Below are 14637 nucleotides of genomic sequence, written 5' to 3' on the forward strand. Positions count from 1 at the left end.
TCGCGGGCTGTTGCATGGGGAGCCGTGGGTCGGCCCGCGCTTCCGCCAGGCGGCTATGGCGGTGTGTGCGGCGGGCCAGCGAGTTCCGCTGCCACAATCCCCGCGGGTGGCGGACCGGCCCGGGAGGCGTTGAGCCGTCTCCCGGGCCGTGTGTTCCGGGTGCCGAGTGCCCCGGCGCCACCCCGCGCAGGCCGCCCCGGCTTGCCCCGCCCGCCCGCCGGGCCTGCCCGAACCGCCGTGTGCGGCAAGGGCGTCGGGGGCGCGGCGGGGCGAAGACGTACCCCGGCGGTCGCACTCCTAGCAGAGTTGTGCGCCGGCGTACGCGCGCCGCGCCGGTGCGCGGCTCCCGCTGCCCCGGCCGAAGATCGGCGGCGGAAAACGATCGTGGGCAAGGCCCCCTGCCGCGCGGCATATCCCGCCCGGCATGTGCCGCTCCCGGGCCGAAAACTTGGCGCGATTGCGACGTTTCGCCTGAGCCGCATGTTCCGGATTCCGTAGCTGTCCGCAACATCCCGATTACGTACGGGAGATGCTCGGTGATCGAGGTGCTTCCGGGGGTCTCCGCGGGGCGTTGCGGGTCCTTTGCGAGGCGCCCGACGGTGCGCATATGCCGCATGGCTGTGTACGGCGCACGAACCGGCGCACCCGGGAGCACTCATGCGCCTCCTTGCGCGCGTCCTCATGGCAGCATGGACTTTCGGACGTCAGACGTGGCGGCATGGTGGGGCGAGGCGCGCGCGAGTCAGCGGTGGGTCGGATCCTGCACCGGCTGTCCACAGCCTGTGGAGGCGGCGATGCGGTGGTTGGTGGGGTGGAGCAGTGCCACCGCGGGACCCGTTCCCGGCGCGAGCGCGCGCACGCTGCTGCCGGTCGGCGCCCAACTCCTGTGGGACGGCCCCGATCCGCTGTGGGCGGTGGGTGACTGGCGGCCCGACGAGGTCCGGGTCGTCCACGCGGACGCGGCGGGCGCGTACGGCTCCGCCGGCTCCAACGGGGCCGCGTACGGCGGTGGTTACGGCGGCGCGTACGGCTCCTCCGGCGGCGCGGGGGCGTACGGTTCGCCGGGCGGCTCGGGTGCGTACGGCGGCTCGGACGCGTACGGCAACGGCTCCCGCACCAACGGGCGCGGCGTCAACGGCACCAGCACCCAGAGCGTCGCGCGGCTCGCCGTCTTCGGGCGGTGCGCGGCCAGCGACGCGGAGCTGCGGCTCGGGCTCGTCGCCGCGCGCGGCGGCGCGCTGCGGCACGTCACCGCGTGGCCGGGCAGCTACACCGCCGTCCTGCAACTCGGCCGCCGCATCACCGTGTTGGGCGACCTCGCCGGCGCCCGCCCGGTCTTCCACACCCGCTTCTCGCGCGGCACCGCCTACGCCACCGCCGCCCTGCCGCTCGCCGACCTCGTCGAGGCCGGGCTCGACGTCACCCACCTCGCCGCGCTGCTCGCCTGCCCCGACGCGCCCGAGGCGCTCGGCGACGGCACCCCGTACCTCGGCGTGCGGCGCGTCCCGCCCGGCCACGCCCTCACCCTGCGCGACGGCGCCCCCGAGATCACCAACTACGAGCCGACCGCCTCCCTCGCCGTCGGCCACCAGCCCGCGACCTCCGCGGACGCGGACGCCGCCATCGCCGCGATACGGGACGCGCTCGTCGAATCGGTGAAGGCGCGGCTCACGCAGGCGCGTTACGTGCCGGAGGCGGCCTTCGCCGGGGAACCCGCGGGCCCCGACGGGCGGTTCGCGGAAGGGCCCGCGCCCGGCATCGGCGCCGACCTCTCCGGCGGCTCCGCCTCCGCGACCCTCGCGCTGCTCGCCGCCGGGCTGCCCGGCATGCCCGGCATGCTGCCCGGCGCGCCCGGCACCGCGGCGGGCGAGCGGCTGCTCGCCGTCACCTTCAACGACCTCACCGCCGGCGGACTCGCCCTGCGCGAGGGCGAGATGGCCCGCGCGGGCGAGCTCGCAGCGGATCCGCGGCTGCGGCATGTCGTCGTCGCCGGCGGCGAGGAGGCGCTGCCGTACGCCGACCTGGGCGGCGATCTTGGCGGCGGGCTGGGCAGTGGCCCTGGCGGCAGCCCTGGTGGCGGCCGTCCGCCCGTTCCGCTCACCGACGAGCCCGGGCCCTCGCTCGTCGTCGCCGAACGCCACCGGCGGCGGCTCGCCGCAGGCGGCGCCGACCACCTCATCGGCCTCGGCGCCCGGCAGGTGCTCGACGCGCATCCCGCGCGGCTCGCCGACCTGCTCATGGACCGGCGGCGGCGCCACCTCGTACGGCCCGTCGCCGCCCTCACCCGTGCGGGCGGCTCCGCGGCGGGCGGGCCCGCCGTGTTCGTCCCCTTCACCGTGCCGATCACCGTCTACCGCGCCGCCCGGCGCCTCGCCCGTACGCCCTACCAGCAGGGCGTCACCGACGCGGCCGCGCTGCTCCTGCGGTACGCCGCGGGCGCCGGACCCGCCGAGGAGCAGCCCGGCGACGGGCCGATCGGCGCGTCGCTCGCCGCGATGGCCTGGGTACGGCCCGGGCCCGCCGCCCGCTGGCTCACCGGCGAGGCGCTCGCCGAGGTCTCCGTACGGCTCCAGGAGGCCGCGCGGCGGCCCTGGCCCATCGAACGCCCCGGCGAGCGGCGCGCCCGCGCCGTCCTCGCCCGGCACGCCGCCGACTTCCGCGTCCTGGAGCAGGCCGCGGCCGTGCCGAGCCAGCGGCTGCACGCGCCGTACCTCGACAACGCGGTGGTGCGGGCGGCGCGCGCACTCCCCGGCGCGCTTCGCGTGCGCCCCGGCGCACGCGCGGAAATCCTGCGGGACGTGCTGGGCAGCGCGGGCGTACGGGCGCTGCCCGCGGGGTGGGGCGCCGCCTCGCACTCCTCCGCGTCCGCGGCCGCCGCCGCCCGCGCCGGGATGCGGTCCGCCGTCGACCCGCTGGTCGAGCTCTTCCGCGCGCCGCTGCTCGCCGACGCGGGCCTGGTCGACGCCCGCGTCGTGCGGGGTGCGCTGCGCGCCGCCGCGATGTCCGGGGCGCCGCTGGAGGGGCTCGGCGACATCGTGGCCGTCGAGCTGTGGTTGCGGAGGTTGCTGGCGCGGCGGGGGTCGTGTTGGACCGGCACGGATTCGCCTGCGCGGCGGGCGGTTGCGAGCGGGGTGCAGCGGCTTTCCCTCTAGGCGGGGGCCGCCACGCTTTTGCGCTGCCGCGCGGGGTACGCCGGGGGCGTGGGGGCGGAGCTTGCGCCTGCGGCGCCGGGTGACATCAGGGGCGCGGGGAACTGCGCGGCCCGCCCCCACCGGCCGGTGGTCCGGGGCGGACCGGGTTGCCCCTTCGGGTCGGTGACTACCCGCGCCCCGGTAGGGGGTTGCTCGCGCAGTTCCTCGCGCCCCCGGTGTGCCCGGCGCGGCATCGCGCGCCACGCGGGTGGGCGGGTCGGGTACCGCCACGGGGCACCTCCTCGGAATGCGCGTACGACCTCACCCGTATCCGTCCCCCGGCGAGGTGCGCATTCCTGCGGGGGCACCCCGCACCGACCCCCTCCGGCAGGAGTCAGCGGCTACCGGCCGGTGGGAGTGAGGGTGCGGCGCCCCCGGGGTCGTGCGTCGGCTAGAGGTGTCAGAGGGATGGCGCAGAATGGACCGCGTCAGCGAAAGGAGTGCGCGGTGGGCGTGTGGGACGACGTGGTCGGGCAGCCGCATGTCGTGGCCGAGCTGGCCGCGGCCGCGGTGGATGCCGATGCCGTCGTCACCTCGGGCGCGGCGGGGTCACGGATGACCCACGCGTGGCTCTTCACGGGGCCGCCCGGGTCGGGGCGGGCGACAGCCGCGCGGGCGTTCGCCGCCGCGTTGCAGTGCGTGAGCCCGGACCGGGCGCTGGGCGGGGCGCCCGGATGCGGCTTCTGCGAGGGGTGCCACACCACGCTGGTCGGTACGCACGCGGATGTGGAGTTCGTCCGGACGGACCTGCTCTCGATCGGCGTCAAGGACACGCGTGATTTGGTGCGGCGGGCGTCGATGTCGCCGGCGGGCGGCCGCTGGCAGGTGATCGTCCTGGAGGACGCCGACCGGCTCACCGAGGGCGCGGGCAATGTGCTGCTCAAGGCCGTCGAGGAGCCGGCGCCGCGCACGGTGTGGCTGCTGTGCGCGCCCTCCGTCGAGGACGCGTTGCCGACCATCCGCTCGCGCTGCCGGCTGCTCACCCTGCGGACGCCGTCCGCCGAGGCGGTCGCGGACGTCCTGACGCGCCGGGACGGCATTGACCCCGTCCTCGCCGCGCAGGTCGCATGGGCGACGCAGGGGCACATCGACCGGGCGCGGCGGCTGGCCACGGACGAGGCGGCCCGCGAGCGCCGGGCGGCCGTGCTGCGGCTGCCGACGCGGATCGGCGACATCGGCGGGTGCCTGCGGGCGGCGCAGGAACTCGTCGACGCGGCGGCGGAGGACGCCAAGGCGGTGGCCGAGGAGGTCGACGCCAAGGAGACCGAGGAGCTGCGGGCCGCCCTCGGCGCGGCGGCCGGGACGGGCGGGCGGATGCCGCGGGGTACGGCCGGTGTGATGAAGGACCTGGCCGACCGGCAGAAGCGCCGCTCCACCCGTACCCAGCGCGACACCCTCGACCTCGCCCTCACCGATCTCGCCGGCTTCTACCGCGACGTCCTCGCCGTCCAGCTCGGCTCGGACGAGCGCATCGCCAACGTCGAGGTCGCCGACGGCATCCGCCGCCTGGCCGCCGACTCCCGCCCCGAGCAGAGCCTGCGCCGTATCGAGGCGATCCTCGCCTGCCGCGAGGCCCTCGACCGCAACGTCGCCCCCCTCCTGGCCGTCGAGGCCATGACCCTCGCCCTCCGCACCGGCTGAGCCGCCTGCCGCAGGGCGCGCGTCTGTTGGGCGAGGGGTCTGTTTCGGCCTTTTCCGGGCGTGGGGCCTGGCTGAGCCGTCTGCTGTTGGGCTCGCGTTTGTTGGGCCGTGGGGCCTGGCGTGGTCTGTTCCGGGCGTGGGGCCTGGAATGAGCCGTCTGCTGTTGGGCTCGCGTTTGTTGGGCCGTGGGGCCTGACGTGGTCTGCTCCGGACGTCGGGCCCGGCTGAGCCCGTTCGCCGGGCGGTTGGCGACCAGGGGGCCTCGGCTGGGGCGAGCCGCGCCGCCTCCGCCCGGGCAGGGCGAGCCACCCCCCCGCCCGGGCAGGGGGAGCTGCCTCATCCTCGCCTGGCAGGCGAGCTGCCCCCGCCCGTGTGGGCGCCCCTGCCGGGGGTCCTGGCCTGCCGCGAGGCCTTCGACTTCAACGTCGCCTTGATCCTCGCCGTCGAGGCCATGACCCTCGCCCTCCGCGCCGGCTGAGCCGCCCTCCGCAGCGCCCGTGCCTCTTCGCCCGGGGCCCGCTCCGGACCTCCGGACCGGCTGAGCCCGTCCGCCGGGCTGCTGGCGACTCGGGGGCCTCGGCTGGGACGGGCCGCGGCGCCTCCGCCCGGCAAGGCGAGCCACCCCACCGCCCGGCACGAGGGCCGCGCTACCCCCGCCCGGGCAGGGCGAGCCACCTCACCGCTCGGAAGGAGGGCCGCGCCGCCTCCGCCCGGGCAGGGCGCGCCACCCCGCCGCCCGGAAGGAGGGCCGCGCCGCCTCCGCCCGGGCAGGGCGCGCCACCCCGCCGCCCGGCAGGAGGGCCGCGCTACCCCCGGCCGGGCAGGGCGCGCCACCCCGCCGCCCGGCAGGCGGGCCGCGCTACCCCCGGCCCGGCAGGGCGAGCCACCTCACCGCCCGGCAGGCGGGCCGCGCCGCCTCCGCCCGGGCAGGGCGCGCCACCCCACCGCCCGGCAGGCGAGCCGCGCTACCCCCGGCCGGGCAGGGCGAGCCACCCCACCCCACCCCCGCCCGGAAGGGCAAACCCCCCGCCCGGAAGGGCGAGCCCCGCCCGGGCCGGGCACCCCCTTCCCCCACCCCCCCCCGCGGAGCGGTTGTGCGGCGTTCGGGTGATCGCGGCGCGGAGTGCGTGACGGCAGCCGGGGCTGGGACGGTGGGCGTTGCAAGGTGCAGGAAGGGTGCTGTCTGCCTGCCGTGGCCCCCGCGGGGCGCCGTCGTGCAGGAAGGGTGCTGCCTGCCCGTCGTGGCCCCCGCGGGGGCGCCGTCCCGAGGGGGTTGCCGTGGCTGACGTCGTGTGGTCCGTGCTGGTCGTGGTGGCCGGGGCGGGGGCCGTACTGCTCGGGTATCGGGCCGTACGGCACTGGTGGGCGGAGCGGGCCGGGCGGGCGTACGAGCTGCCCGTCGACCGTCACGGCACCGTCCTGCGTGCCGGGGCCGCGGGGGCCGCCGCGCTCCTGGCCGGGGTGCTGGCCCTTCCGCTGCTCGGCGGCGGCGGGAGCGGCGCGGGCAGCGGCAGCAGCGGCGCCGCCCGCGTCAGCGCCGACGGCGGCAAGGCGTCCGGCGCGCCCGCCCCCGCGGCCCCGCCGCGTACTCCCCAGCCCGCACCGCCGCCGCCCGCGCTGCGTACCCTCGGGCACCCGGCCGGCGGCACCCTCGACCAGCTGGCGGACGGCACACGCGTGTGGCTGCCCCCGTGGTACGCCTCCCCGCGCGGCGTACGCGTCGCCTTCCCGGTCGCCGTCGCCCACCTGCCCGCCGAGCGCGAGGCGGACCTCTTCGACGGCTTCTCCCTCGCCCTCCGGCGTGGGCTGGCCGACCCGTTCGTCCTCGTCCTCCCCGCGGACTGCTCCCGCGCGGACGCCGCCCTCGCCGCCGCCGGCCGGCACTTCCGCGTCCTGCCCGCGCGCGGCGGCACGGGCGTCATCGGCGTCGGTGCCGGTGCTCCCTGCGCCGTGAACGCGGCGCTCGCCGCCACCGGCCGCTACGGCGCCGCCGCCGGTGTCTCCGGTCTGTACCCGCCCCTTGCCGCCTCCTCCTCGTCGCGCACCGCGCCGCCTCCCTTGCTGCTCGCCTCCGCCCAGGGCGAGACCACGGCCCGGGCCGCCGCCCAGCGGCTGGGCGCCGCCCTCCACGCGCGCGGCGCCGGCGACGTACGCCTGGTCGACGGCGCGGCGGCCAGCCGCGACCTCTTCGCCCGGATCGCCGGCTACCTCACGGAGAAGCTCGACGGCCCCGCCACCGCCACGCCCCCCGTACGCCCCACCAGCTGACTACCCACGCCACACCGGCCCGTAATCCAGCAAACCACCGCAAAAACCGCATTCACCCGTGAGAGGGACACCCCGCGGAGCGCCCGCGACGGACCCCCGCTACGCTCGCATTCATCCGACGGGAGGACCTGAGCCGCCGATGCACCCCACACGCCTGCTCCGCCTCCCGGCCGCCGCGCTCGCGGTGGCCGGGCTGCTGCTGTCCACATGCTCGGCGTGCTCGGACGGCGGCCACCCGGCCGCCCCCTCCGCCTCGGCCACCTCCCCGGCGCCGGAGAAGGCCGCGGGCACCGCGTCCGGCGCGGCCGCGCAGCCCGCCGCCGAGGCGACGCTCAGCCCCCTCCCGGCCGCGACGCCCGCGAACCTGAAGCCGTACTACAAGCAGAAGCTCACCTGGCATTCCTGCGGCGTCCCGGACTTCGACTGCGCGACCATGCGCGTCCCGCTGGACTACGCGCACCCCTCCGCCAAGAGCGACCTGGAACTCGCCGTCGCCCGCAAGAAGGCCACCGGCCCCGGCAAGCGCCTCGGCTCGCTCCTCGTCAACCCCGGCGGCCCGGGCGGCTCCGCGATCGACTACATGCAGTACGCGGCCCTCGGCTACCCCGCCGCCGTCACCGCCCGCTACGACATGGCGGCCGTCGACCCGCGCGGCGTGGCCCGCAGCGAGCCGGTGAAATGCCTGACCGACAAGCAGATGGACGCCTACACGGCCGTCGACACCACCCCCGACGACACCGCCGAGCAGGGCAAGCTCGCCACCGCCGACCGCGGGTTCGCGGCGGGCTGCAAGAAGATGTCCGCTGCGCTGCTCGGCCACGTCTCCACCGTCGACTCCGCGCGCGACATGGACGTCCTGCGCCAGCTGCTCGGCGACGACAAGCTGAACTACGTCGGCAAGTCGTACGGCACCTTCCTCGGCGCCACCTACGCGGGCCTCTTCCCGCAGCGCGTCGGCCGGCTCGTCCTGGACGGCGCCATGGACCCGTCCGTGGACGCCCTGGAGAGCAGCCGCGCGCAGGCCGGCGGCTTCGAGACCGCCTTCGACGCCTTCGCCGCCGACTGCGTCAAGCGCTCCGACTGCCCGCTGGGCCACACCTCCACCGCCGACGCCGGCAAGCGCCTCGACGCCCTCTTCTCCGCCCTCGACAAGCACCCGCTCCCCACCGGCAGCTCCCGCCCCCTCACCGAGGCGCTCGGGACCACCGGTGTGATCGCCGCAATGTACGACCAGGAGGCCTGGCCCTCCCTGCGCGGCGCCCTGATCAGCGCGAACAAGGGCGACGGCGCCCCGCTCCTCAAACTCTCCGACGGCTACTACGAGCGGGACGAGTCCGGTAAGTACAGCAATCTGATGTACGCCAACGCCGCCGTGAACTGCCTCGACCTCCCCCCGGCCTTCCGCTCCCCGGCCGACGTCAGCAAGGCGGTCGCCTCCTTCCGCGCCGCCTCCCCGCACTTCGGCACGGCCCTGGCCTGGTCGTCCCTGGTCTGCGGCTACTGGCCCCTCCAGGCCACCGGCCACCCCGAACGCATCCCCGCCAAGGGCGCCGCCCCGATCCTCGTCGTCGGCACCCTCCGCGACCCGGCCACCCCCTATGCGTGGGCCCAGTCCCTCGCCTCCCAGCTCACCTCCGCCACCCTCCTCACCTACGACGGCGACGGCCACACCGCCTACGCCCGCGGCTCCACCTGCATCGACTCCGCCGTCAACGCCTACCTCCTCTCCGGCACCGTCCCCCCCACCCACAAGAAGTGCACCTGACCACCCCCCCTCACCCGGTCAGGACCACCCCCCAGAACCCTGTAGACTTTCCCCCGCTGCGCCTGCCACCCTTGGCACTACGCGCGCAGCACGCCGCCTTAGCTCAGTTGGCCAGAGCAACGCACTCGTAATGCGTAGGTCTCGGGTTCGAATCCCGAAGGCGGCTCCATTGAAACCCCAGCTCAGAAGCTTCTGAGCTGGGGTTTTGTCGTTCAGCGGATCCGGCAGCGCCGCTGCGAACGTGCGCTCCGGCTGCTGGCGGTCTCAGTAGGGGCCGCGGGAGCCTGCGGAAGGAAGGTCTCGCCGATGCGGTTCATCGCGTTCTTCGAGAGCTGCGAGCGCTCCTTCACGTAGCGGCGCGTCTGGGCGATCTGCGTGTGCCGCAGGATCTCCATGATGGTCACGATGTCGATCCCCAGCTCGTTGAGGATCGTGCCGGCCGTATGCCTGCTGCCGTCGTAGAGGCGCCGGTCGTCGATGCCCGCTTCGGCAAGGATCTCCTTGAACTCCTCCCAGTCCCGGCGCGGGTCGAGCGGCCGTCCGTCGTCGCGGGTGAACACCGCGCCGTACTCCTGCCAGTCCTCGCCAGCGGCGGCCTTCATCTCCTCCTGCTGGGCCTTGTGGTCGATCAGGTACGGGATGAAGGGCGGGGGGATCGGCACCTCGGACCTGCTCTTCTTCGTCTTCGGCCGGGTGAAGACCAGCCCGCCGCCCTTGCGCTCGGGGCAGGCGATCGCGTGCCTGGTGCAGCCCTTCGCGCAGGGCTTCGGGCAGCCGCGCTTGTAGCCCTTGTGCGCGCCGCAGGCCGGGGGACAAGCGTCGAACCGGTGGAGCCGGGCGCCGCACTCGTGGGGGTCGGAGCAGCCGTGCCGCCACGTGAGCCGCGGGGTGGCTCACCAGCCTCGACAGCGATCAATGGAGCCGTCCGTACCCGGCAGACCGCCTCGCGGCGACCAGCTCCGCCGGGGCGGTCTTCATGGTCCGCGACGGCGCGACGACGGCTGCAACCATCACCCTCACCACCACCGCCGAAGCAGGCCTGTGGAGCGACGACGAACTCACCGAGCCCTCGGTGTTCATCAACAAGCTAACGGTCTCCCGCTCCCACGCTGGGCAGAACCTAGGCGGCCGCCTGCTGGACTGGGCGGGGGAGCGGGCGTACCGAGCAGGTGCGATGTGGTTGCGCTTGGACGCCCGGACGACGAACGAAGCACTCCAGCGCTATTACGTCCGCCAGGGCTTCGAGTACGTCCGCACAGTCCGCGAGGGTGATGCGGTGAACGGCGGCCCGCGAGTGTCCGGGTGGCTCGCGCAGCGGCGCACGAGCCCCGCCCGTACGGACCTCGCCGACGCGACTCCGCCCCCCAAAGCCCTAGCCGACCGCGCCACCCCGCACGGCCAGGTACACGCGCCACAGGTCAGCGGCCACGTCACACTGGAAGGGTGCGCGGGGGCAGTCTGCGCACTCCTGCGCATGATCCAAGTACGCCCGGTACGCCAGCTGCAACCGGCTCCCGGTCACGTTGCCAGCCGCCAAGGCGATGGGCTTCTTCCCGTGGCCTGCGTCCGGCCGGTCGCTCTCGATACGCTCGGACATGTCGACTCCTTTGCAGTCGGCCAAGCCCCCGGACCGGCTGCACGGTCGCGGGGGTTTCCGCTGTTCAGACGGTACCGCTATATACCGCGCCATGGTGCACCATACGGCTACCTGTAGATGCCCGGCGCGGGCTGCCGCCATACGTTCCGGCTATGAGCGGAGACTTCCCGCAGTACGTGTACGTGCAGGTGGCCGACCAGGTCGAGGCGGACATCAGGTCCGGGCGCCTCCCGGTTGGCGCCCGGCTGCCGAACGAGCGGGACATGGGCACCCAGTACGGCGTCGCACCCGGCACCGCCCGCCGAGCGGTCGCGGAGCTTCGCGACCGCGGGTTGGTTGCCACGCTCCCGAACAAGGGCACGTTCGTGGTGGCCGTACCGAGTGAAGCCACGGAGTAAGGACCACGGGAACCGTCAGCCGAATCCGCTGGTGAGCAATGACGGACCGGCGTCGCCTTTGTCTCATTCACCGGCGTCCGCGAGCGTCCACGCTCGCACGCGTGGTAGACCTACCACACAGGAGATCTGGAGCCCACTTCTAGCGTGCGGCATTGTAGTGGTCTGCGTCCGGACTATTAGATAAATCGCGAGGCGACAGCTTTTCCCGGGTAACGCCGGGCTCGCTGTCTACCGGTTAATCGTCAGGCGAATTGTTTGGGAAGTCGTCGTTGAGTTCACTAGCAGGTACTCTGCAACCTGCCTGTACGGCGCAGAACTACAACCATGATTCGTACCCATACAGACGCATGTACATTTTTCAGCAGTATCGGGGTTTGCGTCGGCACACATTGATGTGCACCGATCCAAGGTGACTCCAGTCACCGTGATGTCCACCTGCCCGTACTTGCCGAGGAGTTCTGTCCTCAAGAGTGCGTATTGGGCGACCGGCATGGTCCATCGTTTAGTGGCGGAAGCGTACGACACCTGGCTTCTTCTTTCGGGGTTACGAAGATACTCCAGATACCTCTTGTTGTTGACCGCGTAAGGCAGTCTAACTTCGAGCAGCGTTCTTGTTCCTGTGTGCGTGTAGTAAATGTGCGGAATTTCACCAAGGTAGCTTCCAGGAGCTAGGATGTTCAATCGCATCACCCTTATCCGGGTTAGGTACTTAGAAATAACTCAACGAGAGGGGGATTATCCGATCGATCCTCGCGGTACGACCCATTCTCCCTTTTGTCCAGTGTGCTGAATGATCCTGTCAAAGTCCGAGTCGAAGTGGAGAAGAGTCAGATCGTAGCGGTGCGCTACGGCGGCGATAACGAGGTCGGGTATTTTCAAACCGCGTTGCTGCGACTTAGCAGCTAGCGCGCGCTGCACGTCGAGAGCCTCTTGCCAATCTGCTTCTTCGGTGTCGAGATAGGAGAAGATAGATGAGCGACTAGAGCGGAGGTACTCGTAGTCGTCTGGGCTCCGCGCTGAAAACAACGCCTCGATTTCTAGCATCCCGCACGTGGCCACAAGGCCGCCAGTGATTAAGGGTCCCAGCCTAGCGGCGACTGGCTCAAATTTGAGCCGATTCATCGCGCTGGTGTCGATCACGAATTTTGGCTCTACCGCCACGCCTCAGACCTCAGCTTTTCCAACTCTTCGGGGTCCCTTGAGCGCATGTACTCAATGAATTCGATGGCCAGCTTTTGGCGAACAACTTCTCGTAGTGCCGCGTTCACGGTGTCTCGATTGCTCGTCGTGCCTAGAAGTTTTTGTGCCTCACTCAGGTTAAGTTCATCGACGTTTTCCACTGTTTTTCCCACGTCTCTTCACCTTCTTCGGTGGACTTGGAGAGCGGAGCTTGCGATGGCATTTCGCACAGACGCCTCCGTACATTAGGAAGGTGCTCATGCGTATGACTAACGGTTCTAGCCGCTGCACTTCCTCGCGGCAATAATCACAAGTATGCTCCTCTCGCTCGTCAAACCCTAGTTCTCCCTCTTCCACGGATTGTTTGAGATAGGCGAAACATTGATCACAGCGCCATTCGATATCGGCGATCAGCGAGTTCCACGGCTGTGCAGGGTTCGCCTGCAAGTGGTCGCAACGGCGCGTTCCGGGCTCGGTCTTCTTATCAAGAAGCATCTCGGCCCAAGCCTCAAATCTCGGATTTACGCTGAATCCTGTGGTTTTGAGAGGGGCAATCCTCTCGCGCGTTCTATTGCTTGCTTCCTGAATGGAATCATCAAAGGATTTTTTGCTGAGATTGTGATAATGTCTTCGCAGCTGGGGTATGACATTCTCATCTGCCCCCGGGCAGTTACTTCGATGCGGCAACCAAGCCTCCCCGAATGGGACGCTTTCAAAATTCCCAAAGGTGCCCAATCCGGCAGCTGTGCCGCATTGGGTGCATTTCCCAGTCAGTGTGGCCTCCCGTCGGAGGCGCAGCGCGTACTCAAGTAGAGCAGGGCAATTAGGCGGAATGGCAGGTAGAACAAAGAGAAATTTTCCAACCGCCCACAGTTCATCGCGCCCATTTGGCATAAGTGACACAAGGCGAGGCTCCGCCCCCTGTGAATAGGCGTTTGCCATGCCAGCCTTGATGTCTACTTCGCGCATTCGTCCCTCCACGCCAAACCCCTCCTTAGTGTCCCACAGTGATGGCTTGGTGTCTCTACGCATGCCGAATGACGCCTCGGTCGGTTCAGCGGACTCCGATGATCACGAGACAGGAAGCCAGGCAGGGGGGACGAAGCCGGATCCGCGCTCTCACCCAACGGCGTTCGTGATCGTGCACCAGGGAGCGCTGGAACCGCCGACCAGCAGTCCGAACGGCCGTGGCCTGACCCAGACAGCGGCATGCAGAGTTGGAAAAGAGCGTTGGCTCGGACCGACAGTGACACCCGCTGACATCAGTAGGTGACATCAACGTGGGCGTACTGCGACACGTTTCGGCGGCGTGGGGTCTGATGGAGGCATCGCGGCGGCACCGAAGGTTGCGGTGGATGGAAGACAGCACCCGCCTACGGATCAGAGGGTCGCAAGAGTCGATGCGGTCAGTGCAGAGTTTGGCTTGTGATGAGCTTCCGCAGCTCGGCGGGGGTGGGCCAAGGCGCGGTGCGGTGGATCATGCGGTGGCAGTTGGAGCAGATGAGCGCGAGATCGGAGAGCTTCGTCGTGCTCTCGCCAGCTTCGTGCAGCGGTACGACGTGGTGGCATTCGACGTAGCCTTTGCCGCGCTCGCCGTAGACGGCTTCGAAGTCGAAGCCGCAGGTTTCGCAGGCCAGGGTGCCGCCGTTCTTGAAGACGGAGGCGATCTTCTTCTTGCGCAGGGCCTTGTTGCGCTCGCGGCGGCGGTGGCGGGCGTAGAGCACGCGGCCTTCCGGGGCGCTGGCCTCTTCGTCGTCGTCGGTCTCTTCGTCGGCCGGCACGGGCAGGAGCGTCCCGGCAGCCAGGCCGTTGCGGAGGAGCTGGGCAGCCGCGGCCATTTCGACAGGGCGGGTCAGGAAGTCGTGTAGGACTTCGACGTCGAGCTTGCCGCCCTTGGTGGGCTTCTTCTCATAGCGGGGATGACGGGTGGCGATGTCGGCGGTCTTCCGGGCAACACCGTTGCAGTTGCGGTACGTGGATGCCCGCTGGTCCTCCGGGTAGGCCCCGAGCAACTGCAGGAGCTTGGATAGCTCCTCGACCCGGGGGTCGTCGGAGTCCAGCCAGCGCCAGTCGTTTCGAGCGACGACATCACAAACCAGGATCAGTTCGTCGCGGGTCCACTTCGGGCTTCGGGACGCTCCGATGGTGAAGCCTTCGCGCTTGAGCCAGTCCACCGCGTGGCCGACGCCGCCGCTGAACTCGTCGTACGTCAGCGGCCTGCCGTGCTGGTGCTTGTGGGCCACGCCAGCGACGGCCTTGGAGGCGTACTCCTTGCCGTCGTGGAGGAGGAGGTAGTCCCTCGCGTCCTTGAACCCGTACAGGTCGAGGAACGCCGAGCCTCCCAGCTCGTCGTACTCCTGCAACGTCTTGAGGATGTCGTCTCGCGAGATGGCTCCCTTGCGCATGACGGGAGCGTACGCGGCTAGTACGACAATCCGACAAGTTGTGCCCGCGGCCGGACCGGCTCACTGGCCGACCGGGGAAGCGCGGTCTCAGTCCAGGTCTCAGTTGCTGCGCGGTCCACTGGCGTCCGCTCGGGTTCGGGCGGGTCCCTCATGCCAGTTGACCTGCACGTTCGGACTTCAGCGGACGACCGTG

10 protein-coding genes, 1 tRNA gene and 2 pseudogenes are annotated in these 14637 nt (G+C 71.4%); 7 read left to right on the plus strand and 6 right to left on the minus strand.

What is annotated here, in order from left to right; genetic code table 11:
- Positions 1-794: 794 nt before the first annotated feature.
- The 5 genes from ACH4SL_RS01655 (at position 795) to ACH4SL_RS01675 (ending at position 9034) form a co-directional block, all read left to right on the plus strand.
- Positions 795-3152, plus strand: coding sequence for an asparagine synthase (locus ACH4SL_RS01655; protein WP_398441293.1), 2358 nt, complete (start codon positions 795-797; stop codon positions 3150-3152).
- A gap of 486 nt (positions 3153-3638) precedes the next feature.
- Positions 3639-4832 carry a DNA polymerase III subunit delta' gene (locus tag ACH4SL_RS01660; RefSeq protein WP_398441294.1) on the plus strand — a complete coding sequence of 398 codons (1194 nt, stop codon included), beginning with the start codon at positions 3639-3641 and terminating at the stop codon, positions 4830-4832.
- Positions 4833-6110: 1278 nt separating this feature from the next.
- Positions 6111-7100, plus strand: a complete 990-nt coding sequence (locus tag ACH4SL_RS01665) for a hypothetical protein (RefSeq protein WP_398441295.1) — start codon at positions 6111-6113, stop codon at positions 7098-7100.
- Positions 7101-7239: 139 nt separating this feature from the next.
- Entirely contained in the window at positions 7240-8865 is a 1626-nt protein-coding gene (locus tag ACH4SL_RS01670; protein WP_398441296.1) for an alpha/beta hydrolase, read from the plus strand.
- Positions 8866-8957: 92 nt separating this feature from the next.
- Positions 8958-9034: transfer RNA gene (locus ACH4SL_RS01675), tRNA-Thr, on the plus strand.
- Positions 9035-9077: 43 nt separating this feature from the next.
- Here the strand turns inward: ACH4SL_RS01675 and ACH4SL_RS01680 are convergent.
- Positions 9078-9749: pseudogene (locus ACH4SL_RS01680) on the minus strand (tyrosine-type recombinase/integrase); the annotation flags it as partial.
- Between the two features lie 41 nt (positions 9750-9790).
- Here ACH4SL_RS01680 and ACH4SL_RS01685 point away from each other — a divergent pair.
- A pseudogene (locus tag ACH4SL_RS01685) lies at positions 9791-10096 on the plus strand (GNAT family N-acetyltransferase); the annotation flags it as partial.
- Between the two features lie 141 nt (positions 10097-10237).
- Here the strand turns inward: ACH4SL_RS01685 and ACH4SL_RS01690 are convergent.
- Positions 10238-10462, minus strand: a complete 225-nt coding sequence (locus tag ACH4SL_RS01690) for a hypothetical protein (protein ID WP_398441297.1) — start codon at positions 10460-10462, stop codon at positions 10238-10240.
- Positions 10463-10614: 152 nt separating this feature from the next.
- On the opposite strand from ACH4SL_RS01690, the gene ACH4SL_RS01695 reads away from it, so the two are divergent.
- Positions 10615-10860: a GntR family transcriptional regulator gene (locus ACH4SL_RS01695; protein WP_398441298.1), complete on the plus strand. Its 246-nt coding sequence runs from the start codon at positions 10615-10617 to the stop codon at positions 10858-10860.
- A gap of 735 nt (positions 10861-11595) precedes the next feature.
- Here ACH4SL_RS01695 and ACH4SL_RS01700 read toward each other — a convergent pair.
- From ACH4SL_RS01700 to ACH4SL_RS01715, 4 genes are all read right to left on the minus strand, one after another.
- Positions 11596-12000: a PIN domain nuclease gene (locus tag ACH4SL_RS01700; RefSeq protein ID WP_398441299.1), complete on the minus strand. Its 405-nt coding sequence runs from the start codon at positions 11998-12000 to the stop codon at positions 11596-11598.
- Positions 12001-12011: 11 nt separating this feature from the next.
- Positions 12012-12212, minus strand: a complete 201-nt coding sequence (locus tag ACH4SL_RS01705) for a type II toxin-antitoxin system VapB family antitoxin (RefSeq protein WP_398441300.1) — start codon at positions 12210-12212, stop codon at positions 12012-12014.
- Positions 12184-13020: a hypothetical protein gene (locus ACH4SL_RS01710; RefSeq protein WP_398441301.1), complete on the minus strand. Its 837-nt coding sequence runs from the start codon at positions 13018-13020 to the stop codon at positions 12184-12186. Before ACH4SL_RS01710 ends, ACH4SL_RS01705 begins: the two co-directional genes overlap by 29 nt.
- A gap of 425 nt (positions 13021-13445) precedes the next feature.
- Positions 13446-14444 (minus strand): HNH endonuclease, encoded by a 999-nt coding sequence (locus ACH4SL_RS01715; protein WP_398441302.1) that lies wholly within the window; start codon positions 14442-14444, stop codon positions 13446-13448.
- Positions 14445-14637: the final 193 nt, after the last annotated feature.

Origin of the sequence: Streptomyces sp. NPDC021020 (assembly GCF_044333285.1) — a bacterium.
Lineage (GTDB): Bacteria > Actinomycetota > Actinomycetes > Streptomycetales > Streptomycetaceae > Actinacidiphila.